This window comes from Streptomyces sp. 8N706 (assembly GCF_052245415.1).
In the GTDB taxonomy this organism is placed as follows: Bacteria; Actinomycetota; Actinomycetes; order Streptomycetales; family Streptomycetaceae; genus Streptomyces.
In genome coordinates this window covers 36,981-58,849 of record NZ_JBQQBW010000014.1, presented here as the reverse complement: position 1 = coordinate 58,849, position 21,869 = coordinate 36,981, and the positions used below count along the sequence as shown (strand labels likewise).

19 protein-coding genes are annotated in these 21,869 nt (G+C 71.5%); 14 read left to right on the top strand and 5 right to left on the bottom strand.

What is annotated here, in order from left to right; genetic code table 11:
• Positions 1–207: 207 nt before the first annotated feature.
• A complete protein-coding gene (locus ACTWQE_RS08335) occupies positions 208–1,794 on the bottom strand; it encodes a S1C family serine protease (RefSeq protein ID WP_443328183.1) in 1,587 nt (528 codons plus the stop codon).
• Positions 1,795–2,016: 222 nt separating this feature from the next.
• On the opposite strand from ACTWQE_RS08335, the gene ACTWQE_RS08330 reads away from it, so the two are divergent.
• From ACTWQE_RS08330 to ACTWQE_RS08320, 3 genes are all read left to right on the top strand, one after another.
• A complete protein-coding gene (locus tag ACTWQE_RS08330) occupies positions 2,017–2,850 on the top strand; it encodes a glycerophosphodiester phosphodiesterase (protein WP_443328182.1) in 834 nt (277 codons plus the stop codon).
• 65 nt (positions 2,851–2,915) lie between these two features.
• Positions 2,916–3,521, top strand: coding sequence for an ATP-binding protein (locus ACTWQE_RS08325; RefSeq protein WP_443328181.1), 606 nt, complete (start codon positions 2,916–2,918; stop codon positions 3,519–3,521).
• A 166-nt stretch (positions 3,522–3,687) separates the two neighbouring features.
• Positions 3,688–4,662, top strand: a complete 975-nt coding sequence (locus ACTWQE_RS08320; protein WP_443328180.1) for a DUF5926 family protein — start codon at positions 3,688–3,690, stop codon at positions 4,660–4,662.
• Positions 4,663–4,864: 202 nt separating this feature from the next.
• Here the strand turns inward: ACTWQE_RS08320 and ACTWQE_RS08315 are convergent, their stop codons facing one another.
• Positions 4,865–5,443, bottom strand: a complete 579-nt coding sequence (locus ACTWQE_RS08315; protein WP_443328179.1) for a hypothetical protein — start codon at positions 5,441–5,443, stop codon at positions 4,865–4,867.
• A 200-nt stretch (positions 5,444–5,643) separates the two neighbouring features.
• Entirely contained in the window at positions 5,644–6,324 is a 681-nt protein-coding gene (locus tag ACTWQE_RS08310; protein ID WP_443328178.1) for a bifunctional DNA primase/polymerase, read from the bottom strand.
• A gap of 717 nt (positions 6,325–7,041) precedes the next feature.
• On the opposite strand from ACTWQE_RS08310, the gene ACTWQE_RS08305 reads away from it, so the two are divergent.
• Together ACTWQE_RS08305 and ACTWQE_RS08300 are read left to right on the top strand one after the other, a co-directional pair.
• Positions 7,042–8,478, top strand: coding sequence for a PP2C family protein-serine/threonine phosphatase (locus tag ACTWQE_RS08305; protein ID WP_443328177.1), 1,437 nt, complete (start codon positions 7,042–7,044; stop codon positions 8,476–8,478).
• A gap of 222 nt (positions 8,479–8,700) precedes the next feature.
• The gene (locus ACTWQE_RS08300) at positions 8,701–10,155 is read left to right on the top strand and encodes an aminopeptidase P family protein (RefSeq protein WP_443328176.1); all 1,455 of its coding nucleotides are present in this window, start codon (positions 8,701–8,703) and stop codon (positions 10,153–10,155) included.
• A gap of 107 nt (positions 10,156–10,262) precedes the next feature.
• Here ACTWQE_RS08300 and ACTWQE_RS08295 read toward each other — a convergent pair whose 3' ends face one another.
• Positions 10,263–10,742 carry an ATP-binding protein gene (locus tag ACTWQE_RS08295; RefSeq protein WP_443328175.1) on the bottom strand — a complete coding sequence of 160 codons (480 nt, stop codon included), beginning with the start codon at positions 10,740–10,742 and terminating at the stop codon, positions 10,263–10,265.
• Between the two features lie 204 nt (positions 10,743–10,946).
• Between ACTWQE_RS08295 and ACTWQE_RS08290 the strand changes: the two genes are divergently transcribed.
• The 9 genes from ACTWQE_RS08290 to ACTWQE_RS08250 all read left to right on the top strand — a co-directional run bounded on the left by ACTWQE_RS08290 (position 10,947) and on the right by ACTWQE_RS08250 (position 20,977).
• Complete coding sequence (locus ACTWQE_RS08290) at positions 10,947–11,783, top strand: hypothetical protein (RefSeq protein ID WP_443328174.1); 837 nt, start codon at positions 10,947–10,949, stop codon at positions 11,781–11,783.
• A 357-nt stretch (positions 11,784–12,140) separates the two neighbouring features.
• Complete coding sequence (locus ACTWQE_RS08285; RefSeq protein WP_443328173.1) at positions 12,141–12,890, top strand: YcnI family copper-binding membrane protein; 750 nt, start codon at positions 12,141–12,143, stop codon at positions 12,888–12,890.
• 46 nt (positions 12,891–12,936) lie between these two features.
• Complete coding sequence (locus ACTWQE_RS08280; RefSeq protein ID WP_443328172.1) at positions 12,937–13,578, top strand: SCO family protein; 642 nt, start codon at positions 12,937–12,939, stop codon at positions 13,576–13,578.
• Entirely contained in the window at positions 13,575–14,024 is a 450-nt protein-coding gene (locus ACTWQE_RS08275; protein WP_443328171.1) for a copper chaperone PCu(A)C, read from the top strand. Before ACTWQE_RS08280 ends, ACTWQE_RS08275 begins: the two co-directional genes overlap by 4 nt.
• 12 nt (positions 14,025–14,036) lie before the next feature.
• On the top strand, positions 14,037–15,989 hold the full coding sequence (locus ACTWQE_RS08270) for a copper resistance CopC/CopD family protein (protein WP_443328170.1): 1,953 nt from the start codon (positions 14,037–14,039) through the stop codon (positions 15,987–15,989).
• On the top strand, positions 15,989–17,278 hold the full coding sequence (efeB, locus tag ACTWQE_RS08265; RefSeq protein WP_443328169.1) for an iron uptake transporter deferrochelatase/peroxidase subunit: 1,290 nt from the start codon (positions 15,989–15,991) through the stop codon (positions 17,276–17,278). The genes ACTWQE_RS08270 and efeB overlap by 1 nt, the downstream gene beginning before the upstream one ends.
• Before the next feature lie 146 nt (positions 17,279–17,424).
• Complete coding sequence (gene pheA, locus ACTWQE_RS08260) at positions 17,425–18,360, top strand: prephenate dehydratase (RefSeq protein WP_443328168.1); 936 nt, start codon at positions 17,425–17,427, stop codon at positions 18,358–18,360.
• Positions 18,361–18,887: 527 nt separating this feature from the next.
• Positions 18,888–20,165: a serine--tRNA ligase gene (serS, locus tag ACTWQE_RS08255; protein ID WP_443328167.1), complete on the top strand. Its 1,278-nt coding sequence runs from the start codon at positions 18,888–18,890 to the stop codon at positions 20,163–20,165.
• The gene (locus tag ACTWQE_RS08250; RefSeq protein ID WP_443328166.1) at positions 20,162–20,977 is read left to right on the top strand and encodes an HAD family hydrolase; all 816 of its coding nucleotides are present in this window, start codon (positions 20,162–20,164) and stop codon (positions 20,975–20,977) included. The genes serS and ACTWQE_RS08250 overlap by 4 nt, the downstream gene beginning before the upstream one ends.
• Positions 20,978–21,141: 164 nt before the next feature.
• Here the strand turns inward: ACTWQE_RS08250 and ACTWQE_RS08245 are convergent, their stop codons facing one another.
• Positions 21,142–21,861, bottom strand: coding sequence for an ABC transporter permease subunit (locus tag ACTWQE_RS08245; protein ID WP_443328165.1), 720 nt, complete (start codon positions 21,859–21,861; stop codon positions 21,142–21,144).
• Positions 21,862–21,869: the final 8 nt, after the last annotated feature.

Sequence of the window (21,869 nt, the reverse complement as noted above, 5' to 3'; positions counted from 1 at the left end):
TGCCGGAACCGTCCGGCACCCCGCCTCACCTGCGTTTTGTGCGTGCTGGGGAGCTTCCCCCACTCGAAGCTTCGAGGTCGTTCTGGGCGACTTCGGCTTCAAAGCCGTTTCCTCACGCCGCTCGGTCAGCCCTCCCCGTCGCGCCGCCGACCAGCGGTGACGCGCAGACCTGCCCCTCCGGTCCGGAGCCCGGTGCATGGGGGAAGGTCAGCTGTCCCCCTTCTGCGCGCTGAGGGTGACCGACGCCGTGTGCTCCTTGCCGTCGCGCTGGTAGGTGAGGGTGACCTGGTCGCCCGGCTTGTGCGTCCAGATCGTGCTGATCAGCGTCGGGCCGCTGTCGATCATCGTCTGGTCGAGCTTGGTGATCACATCGCCCGGCTTGAGACCAGCTTTGTCGGCCGGTCCGCCCGGCGTGACCGGTTCGGAGCCGGCGCTGCCCTTCTGGGAGATCTGCGCGCCGTCGCCGCTCTGCTCCCGCATGTCCACCTGGACGCCGATCCTCGGGTAGACCGGCTGCCCGGTGCGGATCAGCGTCTCGGCCACCCGCTTCGCCTGGTTGATCGGGATCGCGAAGCCGAGGCCGATGCTCCCTGACTGCTGCGTCTCGCCGCCGAAGCCGCCTCCGCTGCCGGCGGACTGGATGGCGGAGTTGATGCCGATGACGGCGCCCTCCGCGTTCAGCAGCGGCCCGCCGGAGTTGCCCGGGTTGATCGAGGCGTCGGTCTGGAGCGCGCTCATGTACGAGGCGTTGCTGCTGCCCCCGTCGCTGGAGGCGACCGGGCGGTTCTTGGCGCTGATGATGCCCGTGGTGACCGTGCCGGCGAGGCCGAAGGGCGCGCCGATCGCGATCGTGGCGTCGCCGACGGCCACCTTCTTGTCCGAGTCACCGAGCGGCAGCGGATTGAGCTTCGCGTCCGAGGCGTCCTTGAGCTTGATCACGGCCACGTCGTAACCCTTGGCCCGGCCGACCACCTGCGCGGCGTACTTCTTGCCGTTGGAGAAGGTCGCGGTCAGCTTGCCGCCCTCGGCGGCCGAGGCCACGACATGGTTGTTCGTGAGGATGTGGCCCTGCTTGTCGTAGACGAAGCCGGTGCCCGTGCCGCCGTCGCCCTGGCTGCCCTGCGCCTCGATGGTGACGACGCTCGGCAGAGCCCGCTGCGCTATTCCGGAGACGGATGTGGGCGAGCGGTTGAGTGCCTGGGGGTCGCCGGAGGCGGAGACCGTGGTCGAGCCGGTGCTGTCGTCCCGGTCCGCCGCCACGTATCCGATGCCGCCGCCGATGCCGCCCGCGACCAGCGCGGCGGCGAGCACGGCCGCAACGAGTCCTCCGGTCCGCCTGCGCGGCCCGCCGGGGGGCGTCGGCGCGGGACCGCTGCCCCAGCCGCCACCGGGCGGTGGCGGGGGCGGCCACCCGGCGCCTCCGGCGGCTCCCGGGACACCGGGGGCACCGTGCCCCTGCGGCGGCGGGGCGGACGGCGGCTGCGCCGGGCCGTGAGGCTGCCCGCCCGCGGGACCACCGGTCGAGGCCACGGCGGGGTATTCGGCCGTTGGAGGGACGGACTGGCCGTATGCCGTGGTCGCGGACGGGGCGCCGACCACCGGGAACTGCGCCGTCCGATCGGTACCGGGAGCGGCCGGCGGAGCAGTCGGTACGGGCGGCGCCGGCTCCGCGGGCAGCGCGGAGTCTGTGGCCGGTGCGCCGGTCGCGGACGCGGGCGAGGTGCCCGGCGTCTCGGGCGCCGACGGCCGCCCCGCCACAGGCGGAACGGCAGCGCCCTCGTTCTCGGTGCTCACAGCTTTCTCCTCAGATGCACGACAGTCATCAACAGTCTTCGGGTCACGGCCCACGTATGCCAGTCTCCGGCGACAGCATTTCCCACCCGGCGTCAGAGCACCGTAAGCAGCGACAGCAGCACGGACCGCCATCCTTTATCCCGGGCGAAACGGACGCATCCGCTGGCTCGGGGACCGCGACCGTACGAGCGGTGCCCCGCCGGGCGGTGGCACCATAACGCGGTGACCTATGTGCACCCGGCCCACGACATCCGTCCGGGGCCGAACACGATCTCCGTCGTCGCGCACCGCGGAGCTTCCCAGGATGCGCCGGAGCACACCCTGGCCGCGTACCGGAAGGCCATCGAGGACGGGGCCGACGCCCTCGAGTGCGACGTACGGCTCACCGCGGACGGGCATCTCGTCTGTGTCCACGACCGGCGGATCAACCGCACCTCGAACGGCCGGGGCGCGGTGTCCGCCCTGGAGCTCTCCGATCTCACCGCCCTCGACTTCGGCTCCTGGAAGGACCGGGACGAGTCCCCGGAGTGGGACGAATCCCACGACTGGGAGCGCACCTCCGTCCTCACCCTCGAACGGCTTCTCGAGCTCGTCGCCGACGCCGGGCGCCGTGTCGAGCTCGCCATCGAGACCAAGCACCCCACCCGCTGGGCGGGCCAGGTCGAGGAGAGGCTGGTGGAACTCCTGCGCCGGTTCGGCCTCGACACGCCACGCCCGGGCGCCGCCTCCGCCGTCCGGGTCATGAGCTTCTCGGCGCGTTCCCTCCAGCGCGTGCACTTCCGGGCACCGGACGTCCCGACCGTCTATCTCCTCCAGTTCCTCTCTCCCCGGTACCGCGACGGGCGGCTGCCGCCCGGCACCCGTATCGCCGGGCCGAGCATCCGTATTCTGCGGAACCACCCCGACTACGTCCTCCGGGCCCACCGGGCCGGCAACCGGGTCCATGTCTGGACCGTGGACTCCCCGGGCGATGTGGAGCTCTGTGCCGGTCTCGGCGTGGACGCCGTGATCACCAACCGCCCGAGGCAGGTGCTGTCGCAACTCGGGCGCCTGTGACCCTCAGCGCTCCCCTCCTCACAGGGAGTGCACCGGCGCGTTCGATACGTATTCGATCGTTACGAGTGCGCCACGGGACGGTACGTGGCCGGTTTCCGGTCCAGTCCATTGGGGCATTCATCCCCTGGCATGGGGCAAAGGAGGTCTCGGGGGTGGCGTTGGTGGTGGCACAGGAGGTGCCGACGTCGTCGATCATGGCCGTGCCCCATGGTCCAGCGGGCGTGGGTGCGGCGCGGCGCAGGATGCGCGAGGGACTGCGGATGAGCGGGGTTCCGGACTCCGTGGTCGATGACGCGGTATTGGTTCTCTCCGAACTCCTCAGCAATGCCTGTCGGCACGGTCGGCCCCTGCACGCGCAGGCCAACGGGGACGGGCCCGACGAAGTGCGCGCCGCCTGGCGGGTGGACACCTGCGGACGGCTGACCGTCGAGGTGACGGACGGGGGCGGCCCGACCCGGCCCCTTCCGGCCACTCCCTCGGTGACGGCCCGCGGCGGCCGGGGGCTCAACATCATCAGGTCCGTGGCCCAGGACTGGGGTGTACGGGACGACAGGGCCGGCGAAGTCACGGTGTGGGCAGTCCTCAGGGCGGCGCCTCGGCGTGATGATGTCTCTGCGCGCGTGGCGGTCCCGGCGTTGGATGTCGCCGACCTCCTCGAGGACCTCGCATAGCCGATCCCACCCGGGCCGTGCCGAAGCGGCGCGCCCCGAAGGGCGTACGGACGGGCGGGGGCTACGACGCTTCGGCGGCTGTGGTGGCGAGCGGCCCGTCCCGGCCCTGCGAAGGGCTAGGCTCGGCGGCCAGGACCCACCGCCGCACCCGGGAGACACGCACGCCATGGCCAAGAAGCGCCCCCAGACAAAGACCGGGAAGACGTCGGCCGCACAGGTCTCCGCAGGAGAGATTCCGGTCGTCGGCGCCCGCGAGCCCTGCCCCTGTGGTTCGGGCCGTCGCTACAAGGCGTGTCACGGGCGGGCCGCCGCACAGGCCGTGACCGCGCTCGTGCAGCGGCCCTTCGAGGGGCTGCCGGGGGAGTGCGACTGGGTCGCCCTGCGCGAGCTCGTGCCCGCGGCGACCGTGGAGCTCCACCTGAAGGACGGGCTGCCCGAGGGCGTCCCGTCGGTCACCCTGGCGACCGTACTGCCCATGGCCTGGCCCGCGCTGCGGCGTGACAGCGGAGCCGTCCTGCTCGGTCTGCAGAACGACACGGCGTCCGGTGACATCAGCCGTGATCTCGCCGATGTGCTGACGCGGGCGCTGGAGTCCGCGCCCGGCACCCCCGTAGCCGCTCAGCGCGTCCCGGCCGCCGGTGCGCGCCTCCAGGACCTCCTCGACCCGGCGGGGCCGTTCACGCCGGTCGTGCACGACGGCTTCGAGTTCTGGCTGGAGAACGCCGAGCAGTCCACGCCGGAGGTCGCCGCCTCCCTCGAGCGGGCGAACGAGGCCGCGATCCCGACCGTCCGGCTCTCCGGTGTCGAGGCCGCGTACTGGTGCGAGACCCCGGAGAAGAACCATCTGCGCTGGGTGATGCCGCATCCGGAGGAGAAGCTGCTCGACGCCCTGGCGCGGCTGCATGCGTCGGGTGCGTCCTCGCTGGGCGAAGGCACGCGGCTCGTCGGCTCGTTCCGGGCGCACGGGCTCACGGTGCCGGTGTGGGACCTGCCGAGCACGGTCCGTGCGGAGGACGTGGAGAAGCCGGCCGAGGCCTTCGGGGAGCGGCTCGCCGAGGCGCTCGCCTCCGACGCACCGCTGACCGCCGACGAGCGCCGCGCACGCGGCGGGCTCACCAACCGGCAGGTGACCCTCAGCTGAGTCGCGCGGACGAGGCCCATGATGTGACTCTGGCCACAACTCCCCCTACTGAGCAGTAAATCCTCGTCCGAATTTCCACGATCGAATTTGCGAACGGCAGATCTCTTGTTACCGTTCTAGGAGCCCGGTCGCTGGTGCATCCCCCGTCGCCAGCGACCGGGCGTTTCCATGCCCGGCCCCGGCCGGTGCGAGGCGCGGGGCCCTAACTGGCCGCTGACGGCGGGGAGTTGCTTCCCGAGCGCAACAGCATCCGGCCCTGGTCCACCGAGACGATCTCCGCCACGGCCCCGTACGGCCGTCCCTCCGCGGCAGGCGCTCCCACCGGCTCGCGCGGGGTCTCACAGACCCCCCGATCGTTCGAGGCTTCCGCAGTGCAACGCACCTGCACGGTCCGGCCGTCCGGTCGCATGAGGGCCAGTACGGTGCGCAGGGTCCGGCCCGTCGCGTTGCGGTAGTAGGTGCGGCCCCACAGGGCGGGGCCCTGGCTCATGAGACAGGTCTGCGCCTCGACCCCTTCGGGGGAGACGAGTTCGGGACCGCACTCGGCGGTCCCGCGCCGCCTGTCGGGGCTGCTGGGGAGACCGGGTCCTCGCAGGATCCCTTCGCCGCCGGACGGGCGGTGGCCGGTCGCCCGTGCGGAGGTGTGGAGCGGTGACCCGGCGGCTGCCCCGCTGTCACCGCCGACGGACTCGGCGCGGCCCTTCGGCCCCTCCGGGCCCGCTGTCGCGACGGCCTGCGGCAGCGCGACGGCGAGGACCACCGCGCTCGCGAGAGCGAACAAGCGAAGGCCCGACCCACGCGGATTCGGCACCCGTTCCAAGAGGACCTACCTGCAACTCGCTGAGAATGCCTGACGGTAGGCCGAACATATCGGTAGGGAAAGGGCTCATCGGACGGCCACGAGGCCGTTCCCCGATATCGCCGCCGTCTCACACCCGTATGAGTGAACGCGGGCCGTGATGGTAGGGATTCGGCCAGGTATCAGTACGCGAGGCGGCTTCCGCCGCCGGGCGTGCTCGCGCTCGCCTCGATCAGCGCGTGGACGACCGCCTCGACATCGGGCAGCCACGGCGCGGCGGAACCCGGCAACGGCGCCCGCTCCCAGCGCACCTGGCCCGCGCCGGTTTCCGAGGGGGGGAGCACCAGGTATCCCCCGTCGCCGTGGAACCGCAGGGAGCTGGGCACCCACTCCTGGCTGTGGAGCAGCTCCCCCAGCACCTCGAGCGAGTACGGCGCCACCAGGATCGACCAGCGGGTGGGGGTCGCCACGACCGGTCCGAGCCGGATCCCCATGCGGTCGAGCTCGGTGAGGGCCCGCGCCCCAGCGACCGCCGGCAGGCTGACCGCGCAGGGTGCGCGGCCGCCGGTGGCCAGCACGATGGGGGCGCCGGGACGGTTCTTCCACCACCAGCGCACCATCCGTGCGTCCGTGGTCGCCGCGAGCAGTCCGGGGTCGAAGGGGTGGGCGCCGGGCACCACGCAGTCGGGGTGCGGACAGCCGCAGCGGCTCGCCCCCCGCCCGCCGGGCCGGAACCCCACGCCGGGGAGTACGGGCCACTGCCACTCGGTGGCGCAGGTCAGCGCCGCACCGAGCATGGCCGACTTCCCGCTGCGCCTACGCCCGAGCAGGAGCCTGCGTCGCCTTCCGAGGATCTCGCGCATGAGCGCTCGTTCCTTTCCGTTAACGCCGAGGGCTGTATCCAATCGCGTCCATCGCACGCTGTGCCGGTGTGCGTACCGCTACCGGATCTAGGATCTACCAGGTCTACCGATCGAACTGCATGGCAGTACGTGACGCTGCACGAGTCCGTTCAGTCCGTTCACACCACGTGGATCATTCGTCACTGCACGTTCAAGGCAGCGCATCACGTCGCGAGCCGAGCGTGGAACATGGCGAGGGGTGGCGCTCGCATGGCGCTTGCCGTCCCTTGCGGTCCTCGCCACTCGGGGCGGGCCCGGCCATCGCCGGATAGGACGCTCGAGGGCGCCGTGGGGTTCCGGGGCGCCCCCAACTGCCCCTGCCCTTCTCCGAGTACGTACCCACCTCGGTGGATATGACGCGTTGTCGAGTGCCCTCAGTCGACCGCAAATTGGCGACCGACGGGCATTTTTCAGCCAACTTGCAACCACCATAGACACCAACAACCCCGTCTGCACAATGCTGGACACACCCCACGGCTGCGTGTAGATGTGGAGGCATTGGTAGCGGCGCAGCATGACATGGGGGTTTGCGATGCTATTGCGAAAAATGCACCGTCGGACCGGTCCCGCAACACCACTCGACAAAGCGCCATACTTCAGTGCAAATAGGACACAAACTCCGGGTGATTCCGGCCTGTGGCCGAATATGCCGCCGATCAGAGGCGAAAGTCGCCAGTCATGAGCGCACCCCACGTACCGAAAGTGGCTGGAATCGATCCAGCCGTCCCCGCACCGGCGCATAATTCCGCCGCGAAGCCCTCGAAGACCCCCGCCGGGACCGAGGGCGGGCCCCCCGTGCCCCCTGCCCAGGACGTCCGCCCCGTCGATCAACTCGCCGTCGTACAGGACCGTCTCGCAGGCTGGATCTCCGATCTCACCACGCTGCACGAGCTCACCGAGCGGCTCGCCCGCACCGACTCCCTCGACAACGCGCTGCACGAGCTGGTGCACGCGGGAGCCGCCCTCGTCGGCGCCCGGCGCGGCATGATCGTCCTCGAGCCCGCGGACGGCCGCGGACCGGACACCACCGTCGGACTCGGCCTCGGCCAGGCCGACATCGGCACCATCGAGACCATCCCGCGGAGCGCCGCCTCCTACGGGCGGATCCTCGACGGCCTCCCCCAGGAGGACGCCGGGAGCCCCGACCGCCTCGAGGTCGCCCACCCCGATCTTCGCAACGAGCCCGACCTCGACCCCCGCCACCGTGAGGTGGCCGCCCGGCTCGGCTACGCCGCCAGCTACGCCGTCCCCCTCGCCACCGACGCCGACGGCCGGCTCGGCGCGGCGGTCTGGCTCTACGACGAGCCGACCGAGCCCGTCGAGCGGCAGCGCCACCTGGTGGGCCTGTACACCCGCTACGCCGCTGAACACCTCGCCCGCCATCTCGACCTGACCCGCGCCCGCTCCACCGTCGAGACCATCCGTGAGGAACTGCTGCCCAGCCGGCTGCCCCGGCTGACCGGGGTCCGCCTCGCCGTACGGCACCGCACCGGTCCGGGGGGCGGCGGCGACTGGTACGACGCCCTGCCGCTCCCGGAGGGAGCGCTCGGCCTCGCCGTCGGCGGGGTCACCGGCTCCGGTCCGAGCGCCGTCGCCGCCATGGGGCGGCTGCGTGCCTCCCTGCGGGCGTACGCGGTGATGGAGGGGGAGGATCCGGTCGCCGTCCTCTCCGACCTGGAACTGCTGCTGCGGCTGACCGAGCCCGCCCGCTCCGCGACCGCCCTCTTCGCCTACTGTGAGGGCCGCACCCTGCTGATGGCCGGAGCCGGCCACTGCCCGCCACTGATCGTCGGCGACCGCCGTACCGAATTCGTGGAGACCTCGCTGTCCGCGCCCCTGGGAATGCTGTCCTGCTGGGAGGCGCCCAGTGTCGAGTTCGAGGTCGAGCCCGGCGAGACCCTGCTGCTGTACAGCGACGGGCTGCTGCACCGCACGGGCGAGCCGATGGACCGGGCCTTCGCACGGCTGCACGCGGCCGCGGCGAGCGTGCCCCGATCCGTACGGGACGACCCGGAGGCCGTCGCCGACCACGTCCTGCACACGGTCCTTCCGGACGGCAGGGCCACGGCGGACGGCCCGGAGGACGTCGTCCTGCTCGCCGTTCGGTTCGACTGAAGCGCTCCGCGGGAAGTGCCGCGAGGTGCCGTCATGCGTCTGCGGCTGCGTCGTGGCTGGTCGCGCAGTTCCCCCGCGCCCCTTCGGGGCGCGACCGGACCGCACCGGACTTCAGCGAGGCCGCTTCGGCACCACGCCGGGGTCCGTGCTTCCGCCCATACGATGGTTGGGGTCCCCCGTGTCGCAGGCCAGGGGACGACGGACCCAGCCGAGGAGGAATCCGTGACCGAGCAGCCCGCGCCCGAGAACCCCGAAGGCGACGAGCCCATCAAGCAGCGGAAGAACGGCCTGTACCCAGGCGTCTCCGACGAGCTCGCCGAGAACATGCGGAGCGGATGGGCCGACACCGAGCTGCGTGACCTGCAGCCGGTCGAGCAGGCTCCGCACACCGCCCGCCGGCGCGCCGCCCTCTCCGCCCGCTTCCCCGGCGAGCGCCTGGTGATCCCGGCCGGCCGTCTCAAGACCCGGTCGAACGACACCGAGTACAGCTTCCGTGTCTCCACCGAGTACGCGCATCTGACCGGTGACCGCACCCAGGACGGGATCCTCGTTCTGGAACCGGTGGACGGCGGCCACGACACCACGCTCTATCTGCTGCCGCGCTCCGACCGCGAGAACGGCGAGTTCTGGCTCGACGGCCAGGGGGAGCTGTGGGTGGGGCGCCGGTACAGCCTCGCCGAGAGCGAGCAGCTGCTGGGTGTGGCCTGCAGGGACGTCCGCAAGGCCGTCGAGGAGCTCACGGCGCTGGACGGCCCGGTCCGTATCGTGCGGGGCCATGACGCGGAGCTCGAGGAGGCCCTGGCCGAGGAGCTCGACGCCGACCGCGACGAGGAGCTGCGGGTCTTCCTCAGCGAGCTGCGCCTGGTCAAGGACGAGTTCGAGATCGGCCAGCTGCAGGCCGCCGTCGACTCCACCGTCCGCGGCTTCGAGGACGTCGTGAAGGTCCTCGACAAGGCCGAGGCCACCTCCGAGCGCTACATCGAGGGAACGTTCTTCCTGCGCGCCCGGGTGGAGGGCAACGACATCGGCTACGGCTCGATCTGCGCCGCGGGCCCCCACGCCACCACGCTGCACTGGGTCCGCAACGACGGCCCGGTCCGCGCGGGCGAGTTGCTGCTCCTCGATGCCGGTGTGGAGACCCACACCCTCTACACGGCGGACGTCACCCGGACCCTGCCGGTCAACGGCCGGTTCAGCGAGCTCCAGCGCCGGATCTACGACGCGGTATACGAGGCGCAGGAAGCCGGGATCGCCGCGGTCCGGCCGGGCGCCAAGTACCGCGACTTCCATGACGCCGCACAGCGTGTGCTGGCCACGAGGCTCGTCGAGTGGGGCCTGGTCGAGGGCCCGGTGGAGCGGGTGCTGGAGCTGGGTCTGCAGCGCCGCTGGACCCTGCACGGGACCGGCCACATGCTCGGGCTGGACGTGCACGACTGCGCGGTGGCCCGCCGGGAGGCCTATGTGGAGGGCACGCTGGAGCCGGGCATGTGCCTGACGGTCGAGCCCGGGCTGTACTTCCAGACCGACGACCTGACCGTGCCGGAGGAGTACCGCGGCATCGGTGTACGGATCGAGGACGACATCCTGGTGACCGAGGACGGCAACCGCAACCTCTCGGCCGCGCTGCCGCGCGCCGCGGACGAGGTCGAGTCCTGGATGGCGCGTCTCAAGGGCTGACGTCACCTCGTCGCCGGAGGAACGGCCGGGCCCCCGGTGGGTCCGGCCGTTCCGCTGCTTCACGCCCTCTCCGGGAGCGGACGTTCCCGGAGAGGTGGAGGCTTCTGTCAGGAGGCCTTCACGAGCGCGTCCTCACGCCATTTGAGGATCTTGTCGAAACTCACGACCGCTCCCTGGCCCGGCCTGTTCCGCACATGGACGTGGTCGGCGAGCGCCTCGATGAGATACAGGCCCCGGCCGTGTTCGGCCTGGGCGTCCGGCATGGCCGGGGCGAGGGCGGGCGGCCGGGGGGATCTGCGGCGCACGGTGCGCGCCTGGGGGAAACCGGGCCCCGAGTCGGTGACCTCGATACGGCACTTCTCCCCGTCCAGATAGGCGGTCACCCGGTAGATGCCCGGTGAGCCGTCCGACGACGGACCCCCGCCGTGTTCGACCGCGTTGGCACACGCCTCGGTGAGCGCGATCGACAGGTCGTAGGAAATATCCGGATCGACCCCCGCTGTCTCCATCGTGCCGAGCAGGAGCCGGCGGGCGAGCGGAACGCTCGCAGCCTCGCGCCGCAAGTGGAGGGACCACCAGATGCTCATGCTCCAGCCTCCTGGCTGCGGCTCGACATACCGATACGTATTGCCGCCCGTACCGGTCCGTAAGCGTGCGAAGAACGTGACTACGCTCATTCAGCGGATGCGCGGGGTCATGACGTCGGTGTATGGCGGAGAACCGTGCGCTCCCTCACGCCCCCCACCCCTGCCGTGGGAAGCGGGTGGGCGCGGTGGGATGATGGCGCGGCCATGTCTGCCCCCGTCGCGCGCGCCGGCGCCGATCTGCGACTGCTCAGGGCCGCGGTGTTCGCCGCGGTCTGCGTTGTGCTGTCGGCGGCCGGGCATGTGCTGACCTCCTGCGCGCGGGTCCCGTACTGGACGCTGGGCCTGGGCTTTCTCGCGGTGTTCGCCGTAGCCGCGCTCCCGGCCGGCCGGGAGCGATCACTGCCGGCGATCTCCGCCGCCCTGGCGGTGGGCCAGCTGGCGCTGCACGCGCTCTTCTGGCTGGGCCAGCACACAGCGGCCGCCTTCTCCCCGGAGCGGTCGTCGGAGTCCCGGCTGACCGCCCTCGCCGAGGACCTGGTGTGCGGGGACGCACCCGGACGGCTGTCGGTGGCCGAGGCCCGGCGGATCATCAGCTCCTCCGGCATCGCCCCCCAGGCGTTGCACGGCACTGGCGGCACCGGCGGTCATGGGCCGGGTTCCGGCGCCCTGCACGCGGCCGCGGCCGCGCCGTCCCCTTCTCCGGCCGAGGCCCTGTTCCCCACCCTGCCGATGCTGCTCGGGCACCTGCTCGCCGCCGTCGTGCTGGGGCTGCTGCTGCGGCGCGGGGAAGTCGCGCTGTTCCGCCTCGTACGGCTGTCGGCGCGTGGCGTCGCGGAAGGCTTCGCCGAGGGGGCGCTCGTACGGTCTCTGCGCGCCGCCCTCGCGCTCGTGCACGCGCTGCGCTCGGGATTCCCAGGTGCGCTCACTGGGCCGCCGCGGGCCCCTTTCGCCCATGCACCGGGGACGGCGGGGCCACCGTCGCCTGCCTTGCAGCACTCCGTCAGCCGCCGTGGGCCTCCCCCGTTCGCCCTCGCGGCCTAGGTGTGTTTCACAAGTCCCTCCCGTGACTGCGTCCGGGTGGGGTACCCCCGGCCGACGGCTGGGGAGTGCCCTCAGGCCCCGCGAGGCCTGGCACGCTCCCCCACCGCTGGTGAGGCCCCCACGCGGAGTTGCCGGGCTCGTCCCGGTACTCCCCGGCCTTCGGCGTGGTGACCCCGTACGAGGACGACCTCGGCGGACCCCGCCCTCCGGGCCGAGTGCGCCACTTGTGCAACGCGCCGTCCAGACGCGGCACTTCCACCGGGAACCGGTAGCTCCGGTTCGTCCGTCGGGAGGTTGTCGCGCCGTTGCCGTATGCGTGCCATCCGACCCGTCTTTCCCCCTGGAGCAACCGTAGCGATGAACATCTCTCGTCTCCCCCTCGTCGGCGGCGTCGCCGCCGGTGCCGTTCTGCTGCTCGCCGGCCCGGCCTTCGCCCACGTCACCGTGGAACCCGGCGAGGCCGAGAAGGGCGGCTTCAGCACCCTCGCCGTGAAGGTCCCGAACGAGCGCGACAACGCCTCGACCGTGAAGGTGGAGCTCAACCTCCCCACCGACCACCCCTTGGCCTCGGTGATGCCGCAGCCGGTACCGGGCTGGGACGTCAAGGTCACCAAGTCCAAGCTGGACAAGCCGATCGAGATGCACGGCGAGAAGATCACCGAGGCCGTCACCAAGGTGACCTGGACCGGCGGCAAGGTGGGGCCGGGCCAGTTCCAGCAGTTCCCGCTGTCCGTCGGGCAGCTGCCGGAGGACACCGACCAGCTGGTGCTCAAGGCCATCCAGACATACGACAACGATGAGACCGTCCGTTGGATCGAGGCGCCGAAGGAAGGTGGCGAGGAGCCGGAGAACCCCGCGCCGGTCCTCCGGCTGACCGAGCCGGCGAAGGGTGCCGGCGGCCACTCGCACGGCTCCTCGGAGGACGCGAAGGCCGGCCACGGTCACGACTCCGAGGGCACGGAGGAGTCCGGCGAGTCCGGCACGGCCGAGAACGCGTCCTCCGACAGCAGCGACACCACGGCCCGCGCGCTCGGAATCGTGGGCATCGTCGTCGGCTTCGCCGGGGTCGCCTTCGGCATCCTCGCCGGACGCCGCCGCTCCGCCTGACCGGCTCCCACTCCCACCACCACCCATCAAACCGGGGCATTTCTCTATGCGTACGACCACCGTGCTCGCTACCGCGCTCACTGCGGCAGCAGCACTCACCCTGTCCGCCTGCGGAGGCGGCGAGGACAGTCAGTCCGTCGCCGAGGTCTCCGCGGGTCCGACCAAGGCAGCGACCGTCCTCGACAAACCGTTCGACAAGCCGGACCTGGTCCTCACGGACACCCACGGCAAGAAGTTCGACCTCATCGAGGAGACCAAGGGCCGTCCGACCCTGCTCTACTTCGGCTACACCCACTGCCCGGACGCCTGCCCCCTGACGATGAGCAATATCGCCATCGCCGTACGGCAGCTGTCCCCGGCGGAGCAGAAGCAGCTGCGGGTCGTCTTCGTGACCTCCGACCCGCAGCAGGACACGCCCGAGCGGCTCGGCGCCTGGCTGAGCCAGAACGACAAGTCCTTCATCGGTCTCACCGGGGACTTCGACACCATCCAGGCCGGCGCCCGCACGCTCGGCATCTACCTCGACAAGCCGAAGAAGGAGCACGGCACCTGGGTCTCCTCGCACAGCGCCCAGGTCCTCGCCTACTCCCCGAAGGACGGCAAGGCCCACGCGCTCTACGGCGAGGACACCACCGCCGGCGAGTACGCCAAGGACCTGCCCAAGATCATCAAGGGGAGGAATCCGTGACCCGGCGGCGCCACGTGAGCGCCACGGCCGTGGCGCTCACGGCCGGACTCGCCCTCGCCGGGTGCTCCTCCGGCTCCGGCGCCGAGCTCGAGGCCGAGGGCGCGTACGTACCGAAGCCGGTGATGGCCGACATGGCGAGCGGCTATCTGGTCGTGAAGAACTCCGGCGGCACCGCGGACAAGCTGACGTCGGTCACCAGCGACCTCGCGGGCGAGGTGACGATGCACCGGACCGTCGGTAACACGATGCGCCCCGTGCGGTCCCTCGAGGTCCCGGCGGGCGGAGAACTCGAACTGAAGCGTGGCGGCAGCCATCTGATGTTCATGAACCTCGCGCACAAGCCCGCCGAGGGAGAGAAGGTGTCCGTGGTGCTCCACTTCGCCTCGTCGGAGCCGATCACGTTGGACGTCCCGGTCGTGGCGACCAACTACGACCCGCGGAAGTGAGGGACTGACGCCATGCCATCCGCCGCCCCCTCCCTGGGACATCGCCCCGTGCGCGCCGCGGCCGTGACGCTGCTGCTGCTCATGGCCACGGCTCTCGGCTCGCTGCTCGCCGGAGCCTCACCCGCCTCGGCGCACGCCGCGCTGACCGGGAGCGATCCGAAGCAGGGGGCGGTGGTCGGCAGCGCGCCGAAGGATATCGCCCTCACCTTCTCCGAGGGTGTCGCCCTCTCCGACGATTCGATCCGGGTGCTGGACCCGCGCGGCAACCGGGTCGACACCCGCAAGCTGCGCGATCTGAGCAGCGGAAATGTCGTCCAGTACGGTGTCGGGCTGCGCTCCGGGCTGCGCGACGGCACATACACCGTCGCGTGGCAGGCGGTCTCCGCCGACAGCCACCCGGTGTCCGGCGCGTTCACCTTCTCCATCGGCGCGCCGTCGAAGACCTCGGCCGCACCTCCCGTGCAGGAGGCGGGCGGGGGCCTGGTCGGCGCGCTCTACGGGGCCGCCCGGTACGCCGCCTACGCCGGCTTCGTCCTGCTCGTGGGCGGCGGCGCGTTCCTGCTGACCTGCTGGCCGGCCGGGGCCGCCGTACGGCCGTTGCAGCAGCTGGTCGTCCGGGGATGGGTCGCGCTCACCGCCTCCACCCTCGTGCTGCTGCTGCTCCGCAGCCCGTACACCGGTTCGGGAAAGCTCGGCGACGCCTTCGACCTGGGCGGTCTGCGGGCGGTGCTGGAGACCAAGACGGGCGCGGCACTGGTCTCCCGGCTGCTGCTCCTCGCGGCCGCCGCGGTCTTCGTCGCCGTTCTCTTCGGGGCGTACGCGCGGCGCGAGGAGACCAAGGAACGCAAGGACCTCGCCTTCGGACTGGGAGTCGGCGGAGCGGTCGTCGGGGCGGGGCTCGCCGCGACCTGGGCACTCGCCGAGCACGCCTCGACCGGGCTCCAGCCGGGAGTGGCGATGCCGGTGGACGTCCTCCATCTGCTGGCCGTGGCGGCCTGGCTGGGCGGGCTGGCCGCGCTGCTGGTCGCGCTGTACCGGGGGCCCGCGGTGGAGCGGACGGCGGTCCGCCGCTTCTCCCGGCTGGCGTTCGGCAGCGTGATCCTCCTCGCGGCGACCGGGCTGTACCAGTCATGGCGGCAGGTCGGCTCCTGGAACGCCCTGACGTCGACGTCCTACGGGCGGCTGCTGCTGGTCAAGCTCGCTCTCGTGGCGGTGCTGGTCGGATTCGGCTGGTTCTCGCGCCGCTGGACGGCGCGGCTCTCGGCGGCCCCGACCCCCGAGGCGGAGACGGGGCCGGCCCGCGAGACACCGGAGGAGCAGCAGGAAGAGCAGCAGGAGGAGCGGGAGGACGCGGAGGAGCGGGTCGAGGAGCCGGTCACCGTGCCCCCCGACCCCCGGCGCGCCGCCCAGTTGGCCCGCCAGCGGACGGCGCGGGCGACCGCGCGCCTCAAACGCGTCCGCGACACGGACCCGGAGCGGTCCGGGCTGCGCCGCACCGTACTGGCCGAGGCAGCCGTCGCCGCGGTTCTGCTGGCCGTGACCACCGCGCTGACGAGCACCGAGCCCGGGCGTACGGCGGAGACCGCGCGGGCGGCCGGCGGCGCCCCGGTGGTCCCGCCGCTCCGCCAGGCCGCGGTGAAGATCCCGTTCGACACCGGGGGCGAGGACGGCAAGGGCACCGCCCGGATCACCGTCGATCCGGGTGTCACCGGCGGCAACGCCCTCGACCTCAAGATCGCCAGGCCGAACGGCAAGGCACTGGACGCACCCGAGGTGAAGATCTCCTTCAGGCTCGACTCCCGGGACCTCGGGCCCCTCACCGTCGCTCCCGTGCATCTGGAGACGGGCCACTGGGTGGCGAACGGGGTGCAGCTCCCGATGGCGGGCAACTGGGAGGTGTCCCTGACCGTGCGCACCTCCGACATCGACCAGGTGACCGAGACCAAGACCATGAAGATCGGCTGATGACAGGCGACACAAGGACCAAGGACAACTCCGCGACCGGCTCCCAGGGCGGCCCGCAGGGCGGCTCCGACGGCGTTTCCAGGCGGCGGCTGCTGGGGACGGTGGGCGCGGCAGGCGCCGCCGGCCTGGCGGTGGGCGCCACCGGCGGCGCGATCGGGACCGCCGTCGCCCAGGGTGACGAACGGACCGCCCTGACGACCGTGGGCTCCACCGCCGTGGCCTTCCACGGCAGGCACCAGGCCGGTATCACCACCCGGCTGCAGGCCCGCGGCCATCTCGTCGCCTTCGACCTCGCGCCGGGTACGGACCGCAAGGCGGCCGCCGCGCTCCTGCGGCGCTGGTCGCGGACGGCGGAGGACCTGATGGCGGGCCGCGCGACGGCGGACGACACGGGCGTCGCGCTCGACGCCGGACCGTCGTCGCTGAGCGTCACCTTCGGGTTCGGCCGCACCTTTTTCGACCGTACGGGCCTGGAGAGGGAGCGCCCGCCGGCGCTCGATCCGCTGCCGGACTTCTCCTCGGACGCACTGGACGCCGGGCGCAGCAACGGAGACCTGTGGGTGCAGATCGGTGCGGACGACGCGCTGGTCGCCTTCCACGCCCTGCGTGCGCTGCAGAAGGCGGCCGGGGACACGGCGAGGGTGCGCTGGCAGATGAACGGCTTCAACCGGGCGCCCGGGGCCACCTCCCGTCCGATGACGGCGCGGAATCTGATGGGACAGATCGACGGGACCAACAATCCGGCCCCGTCGGACCAGGACTTCGACCGGCGGATCTTCGTACCGGGCGGAGGCGAACCCGGGTGGATGGCCCATGGTTCGTACGCGGTGGTCCGGCGCATCCGGATGCTCCTCGACGACTGGGAGAAACTGTCCGTCCCGCAGCAGGAGCGGGTCATCGGGCGGCGGAAGTCCGACGGTGCCCCGCTGTCGGGCGGCACCGAGGCGACACCGATGGACCTGGACAGGACGGACGCCTCGGGGAGAGCCGTGATCCCGGCGAACGCACACGCCCGGATCTCGGCACCGGAGGCCAACGGCGGGGCCGCCATGCTGCGCCGGCCGTTCTCCTTCCACGACGGCTTCGACAGCGACGGGGTGCCGGACGCCGGGCTGCTGTTCATCTGCTGGCAGGCCGATCCCCTCACGGGTTTCGTACCGGTGCAGCGCAAGCTCGACCGGGGGGACGCGCTCTCACCCTTCATCCGCCATGAGGCGAGCGGCCTGTTCGCGGTGCCGGGCGGCTGCGCGCCGGGCGAGTACGTGGGACAGCGGCTGCTCGAGGGGTGACGGCCGGAGGCGTACGGCGCGGCGCGGCGGCTCGGTATCGTTGCCAGCACCGGCTTGGGGCCCCGTCCCCGGGCTTCGCCTGGGAGACCCGATGCCCCGAAGACAGGGGATGGGCGGTCCCCACCGGACGCAAGGAGCCAAGCACGATGTCGGCGAGCCGCTACACCTACCTCGGGCCCGAGGGCACCTTCACGGAGGCCGCCATGCGGACCCTTCCGGAGGCCGCGACGCGCGAGCTGATGCCGATGGTCTCGGTGCCGGCGGCGCTCGACGCCGTACGGTCCGGGGAGGCCGGCGGCTCGCTCGTACCGATCGAGAACTCGGTCGAGGGCGGGGTCACGGCGACCCTGGACGAGCTGGCCACCGGCGAACCCCTGATGATCTACCGCGAGGTGCTGCTGCCCATCGCCTTCGCTCTGCTCGTACGGCCCGGGACCGCGCTCTCGGACGTGAAGACGGTGACCGGACACCCGGTCGCCCAGCCGCAGGTGCGCAACTGGCTGGCGGCGCATCTGCCCGACGCGCTCTGGGAGTCCGCGGCCTCGAACGCGGACGGCGCGCGGCTGGTGCAGGAGGGCCGGTACGACGCAGCGTTCGCGGGAGAGTTCGCCGCGCCGACGTACGGGCTGGAGCCGCTGGTCACCGACATCCATGACGCGGAGAACGCGATGACCCGCTTTGTGCTGGTCGGCCGTCCCGCCCGGCCCGCGGCCCGTACCGGAGCGGACAAGACGTCCGTGGTGATCTGGCTGGGCGACGACCACCCGGGCGCGCTGCTGGAGCTCCTTCAGGAGTTCGCGGCGCGCGGGGTGAACCTGATGCGTATCGAGTCGCGGCCCACGGGGGAGGGCATCGGCCGCTACTGCTTCTCGGTGGACTGCGAGGGCCACATCACCGACCGGCGGGTGGGCGAGGCCCTGATGGGGCTGAAGCGGATCTGTCCGAACGTCCGGTTCCTCGGCTCGTACCCGAGGGCCGGTGTGGACCCGTCGGACGTGCCGACGCTGCGGCAGGGCACGTCGGACAGCGAGTTCACGGCGGCGTCCGACTGGCTGACCCGCTGCCTCGACGGCCGGGCCTGACCCCTCCCGCCTGCGATTGCGGTTATCCACGGAGTTATCCACAGGGTCGGTTCTCGACCTGGGGATAAGTCGACACGAGAACACGACATGGTCGACAAATCGCCCCACAGCGCACAGCTCGGCCCACAGGCCTGCAGGTCACCCTTCGTCAGCCCAATTCCATTGATCAACTCTTTGGAGGGAGTCATTCCCACCCTAATGAGTGTGTGGGAGAGGTTTGGGAGGGGAATCCATGGCCCAGCACAGAGCGAGCTGAATGATCAATTCCACCTTCCACAGATCTTTCTCACAGCCTGTGGATAAAGGCTCCGACTCGCCGCGAGCCTGTGGACAACCAGCACCCAACTCCGGGCTCACGCAGTGCACTCCGGCCGGCGAGAGGAACAATCGCCCCCTTCCGGCGAATGCGGCGGCATTGTCCCCGACGTCGCTTTTGCTCATTCTCACTTACCTGGCATAGCGGACTAAATGGGGCGTAATGGAATATCGGGTCGAGCGCCCGGAGCGCACACCGGTAGCCTGGGGGGGTGATTGACCTTCGTCTGCTCCGTGAGGACCCCGACCGTGTCCGCGCGTCCCAGCGCGCCCGTGGAGAGGACGTCGCTCTCGTCGACGCACTGCTCTCCGCCGACGAGCGGCGGAGGTCCTCCGGCGTCCGCTTCGACGAGCTCCGGGCCGAGCAGAAGGCGCTCGGCAAGCTCATCCCCAAGGCCTCCGGCGAGGAGAAGGCCGAGCTGCTGAAGAAGGCCGGCGAGCTCTCCGCCGCCGTCAAGGCCGCCGACGCCGAGCAGGACAAGGCCGCGGAGGAGACCCAGCGGCTGGCGCTCCAGCTGGGCAACCTCGTGCACCCCGCCGTACCCGTCGGCGGCGAGGAGGACTTCACCGTCCTGGAGACCATCGGCACCCCGCGCGACTTCGCAAGCGAGGGGTTCGAGCCGAAGGACCACCTGGAGCTCGGCCAGCTGCTCGGAGCGATCGACGTCGAGCGGGGCGCCAAGGTGTCCGGCTCGCGCTTCTACTACCTGACCGGTGTCGGCGCCCTGCTGGAACTCGCTCTGGTCAACGCCGCCATCGCGCAGGCGACCGCCGCCGGTTTCACCCCCATGCTCACCCCGGCGCTGGTCAAGCCGCGCGCCATGGAGGGCACCGGCTTCCTCGGCCAGGCCGCCGAGAACGTGTACCACTTGGAGAACGACGACTACTACCTGGTCGGCACCTCCGAGGTACCGCTCGCCGCGTACCACATGGACGAGATCGTCGAGGCGGACAAGCTGCCGCTGCGCTACGCCGGCTTCTCGCCCTGCTTCCGCCGTGAGGCCGGTACGTACGGCAAGGACACCCGGGGCATCTTCCGCGTCCACCAGTTCGACAAGGTCGAAATGTTCTCCTATGTGACGCCGGAGGACTCCGAAGCGGAGCACCAGCGGCTTCTGGACTGGGAGAAGCAGTGGCTGACCGGACTGGAGCTGCCCTTCCAGGTGATCGATGTGGCCACGGGCGACCTCGGGGCCTCGGCCTCCCGAAAGTTCGACTGCGAGGCGTGGATCCCGGCCCAGGGCAAGTACCGTGAGCTGACCTCGGCCTCGAACTGCAATGAGTTCCAGGCACGACGGCTGTCGGTGCGGATGCGGGACGGCAAGCACGTCCGCCCGCTGGCCACGCTCAACGGCACGCTGTGCGCGGTGCCCCGCACCATCGTCGCGCTGCTGGAGAACCACCAGCAGGCCGACGGCTCGGTACGGGTCCCCGCGGCGCTGCGGCCGTATCTGGGCGGCCGCGAGGTTCTTGAGCCGGTCGCCAAGTGAGCTCGACCGAGCTGCCGTACCGGCTGATCGCCACCGACCTCGACGGCACGCTGCTGCGCGCCGACGACACGATCTCGCACCGCTCACGCGAGGCACTCGCCGCGGTCACCGCGGCGGGCGCCGCGCACATCATCGTCACCGGACGGGCCGTGCCCTGGGTGCGGCACATCCTGGACGACCTCGGCTACCGGGGTCTCGCGGTGTGCGGGCAGGGCGGTCAGGTCTACCATGCGGGCGAGCACCGGCTGCTCACCTCGGTGACGCTCGACCGGCAGCTCGCCGGACTGGCGCTCGCCAAGATCGAGGCGGAGACCGGCCCGCTGGCCCTGGCGGCGAGCCGGGACGGGCTGGAGGGCGAGGTGCTCGTCGGCCCCGGCTACCGGGTCCAGGAGGGCCCGCTGCCGGTGACGTCCTACGAGGACCCGGCCGAGCTCTGGTCCGCGCCGCTGAACAAGCTCTACCTCCAGCACCCGGACCTCGACGACGACGAGCTCGCACGCGTCGCGCTCGCGGTCGCGGGACATCTGGTGGGCGTGACGATGGCCGGGGAGGGGATCGTCGAACTGCTGCCCCTCGGGCTGACGAAGGCCACCGGCCTCTCACTGGCTGCCCGGCGGCTCGGCATGAAGGCCGCCGACACGATCGCCTTCGGCGACATGCCCAATGACATCCCGATGTTCGGCTGGGCGGCACACGGCGTCGCCATGGCCAACGCCCATGACGAGCTGAAGGCCGTCGCCGACGAGATCACCGCTTCCAACGACGAGGACGGCATCGCCGTCGTCCTGGAGCGGCTCTTTCCCGCCGTCTGAACCGGGCCCGGACATCGCCCGCCGGCGATCGCCTTCCGCCGGACCGGCCGCGGCGCAGGTATGACGACGAGGCATGACGAAGGGCGTGCACCGCGCGGTGCACGCCCCCGGCCCGTAGAGGTGCCCTTCAACCCCTCCCCGGCCGACGCCCGTAGAGGTGCCCTTCACTCCTCCCCGGCCAGCGTGAGTCCGCGCAGCTTCTGCCCCGCGTAGAGGGTGGCGCCCACGGTGACGAGGGCCAGCAGGACCACCGCCGTCGTCGGACCCACGTCCGAGGTGACCAGATCGCCCGCGCCGACCTTCTGGCCGAGGGCGAGCGCCCACTGCTGCACGCTGAGCGTCTTCGCGCCGGGCACCAGGCTGCCGAACAGCGACTCCCACACCAGGGCGTAGACCAGGCCGAAGACCACCGCGTGCCGGGTGAGGGTGCCGAACAGCAGGAACAGCGCGGCGTAGGCCACCGAGGCCACGGCCGCCGCGACCGCGTAGGCCAGCGCGACCTGCTGGCTGTTGCCGTTGAGGAGGTAGCCGGCGAGCAGGGTGGGCACCGCGGAGAAGGCGACCGTGACCCCTATGGCGACGATCAGCTTGGTGGCGATGATCGTCGGCCGCTTCACCGGCTTGGCGAGCAGATAGACGATCGAACCGTCGTCGATCTCGGGACCGATCGCGCCCGTACCGGCGATCACACCGATCAGCGGCACCATCGTCGCCAGCGCGAACCCGCCGAGCACATTGGCCGCGATCTGGTCGTCGGCGCCGGTCAGTGCCCGCACGCTGACCGAGATGACCAGCAGCAGCGCGGGCAGCGCGAAGAGGATCAGTGCCCGGCGGCGGCCGAGCACCGCCCGGCAGGTGAGCCGGGCGACCGTGGAGTTGTACATCGGTTCAG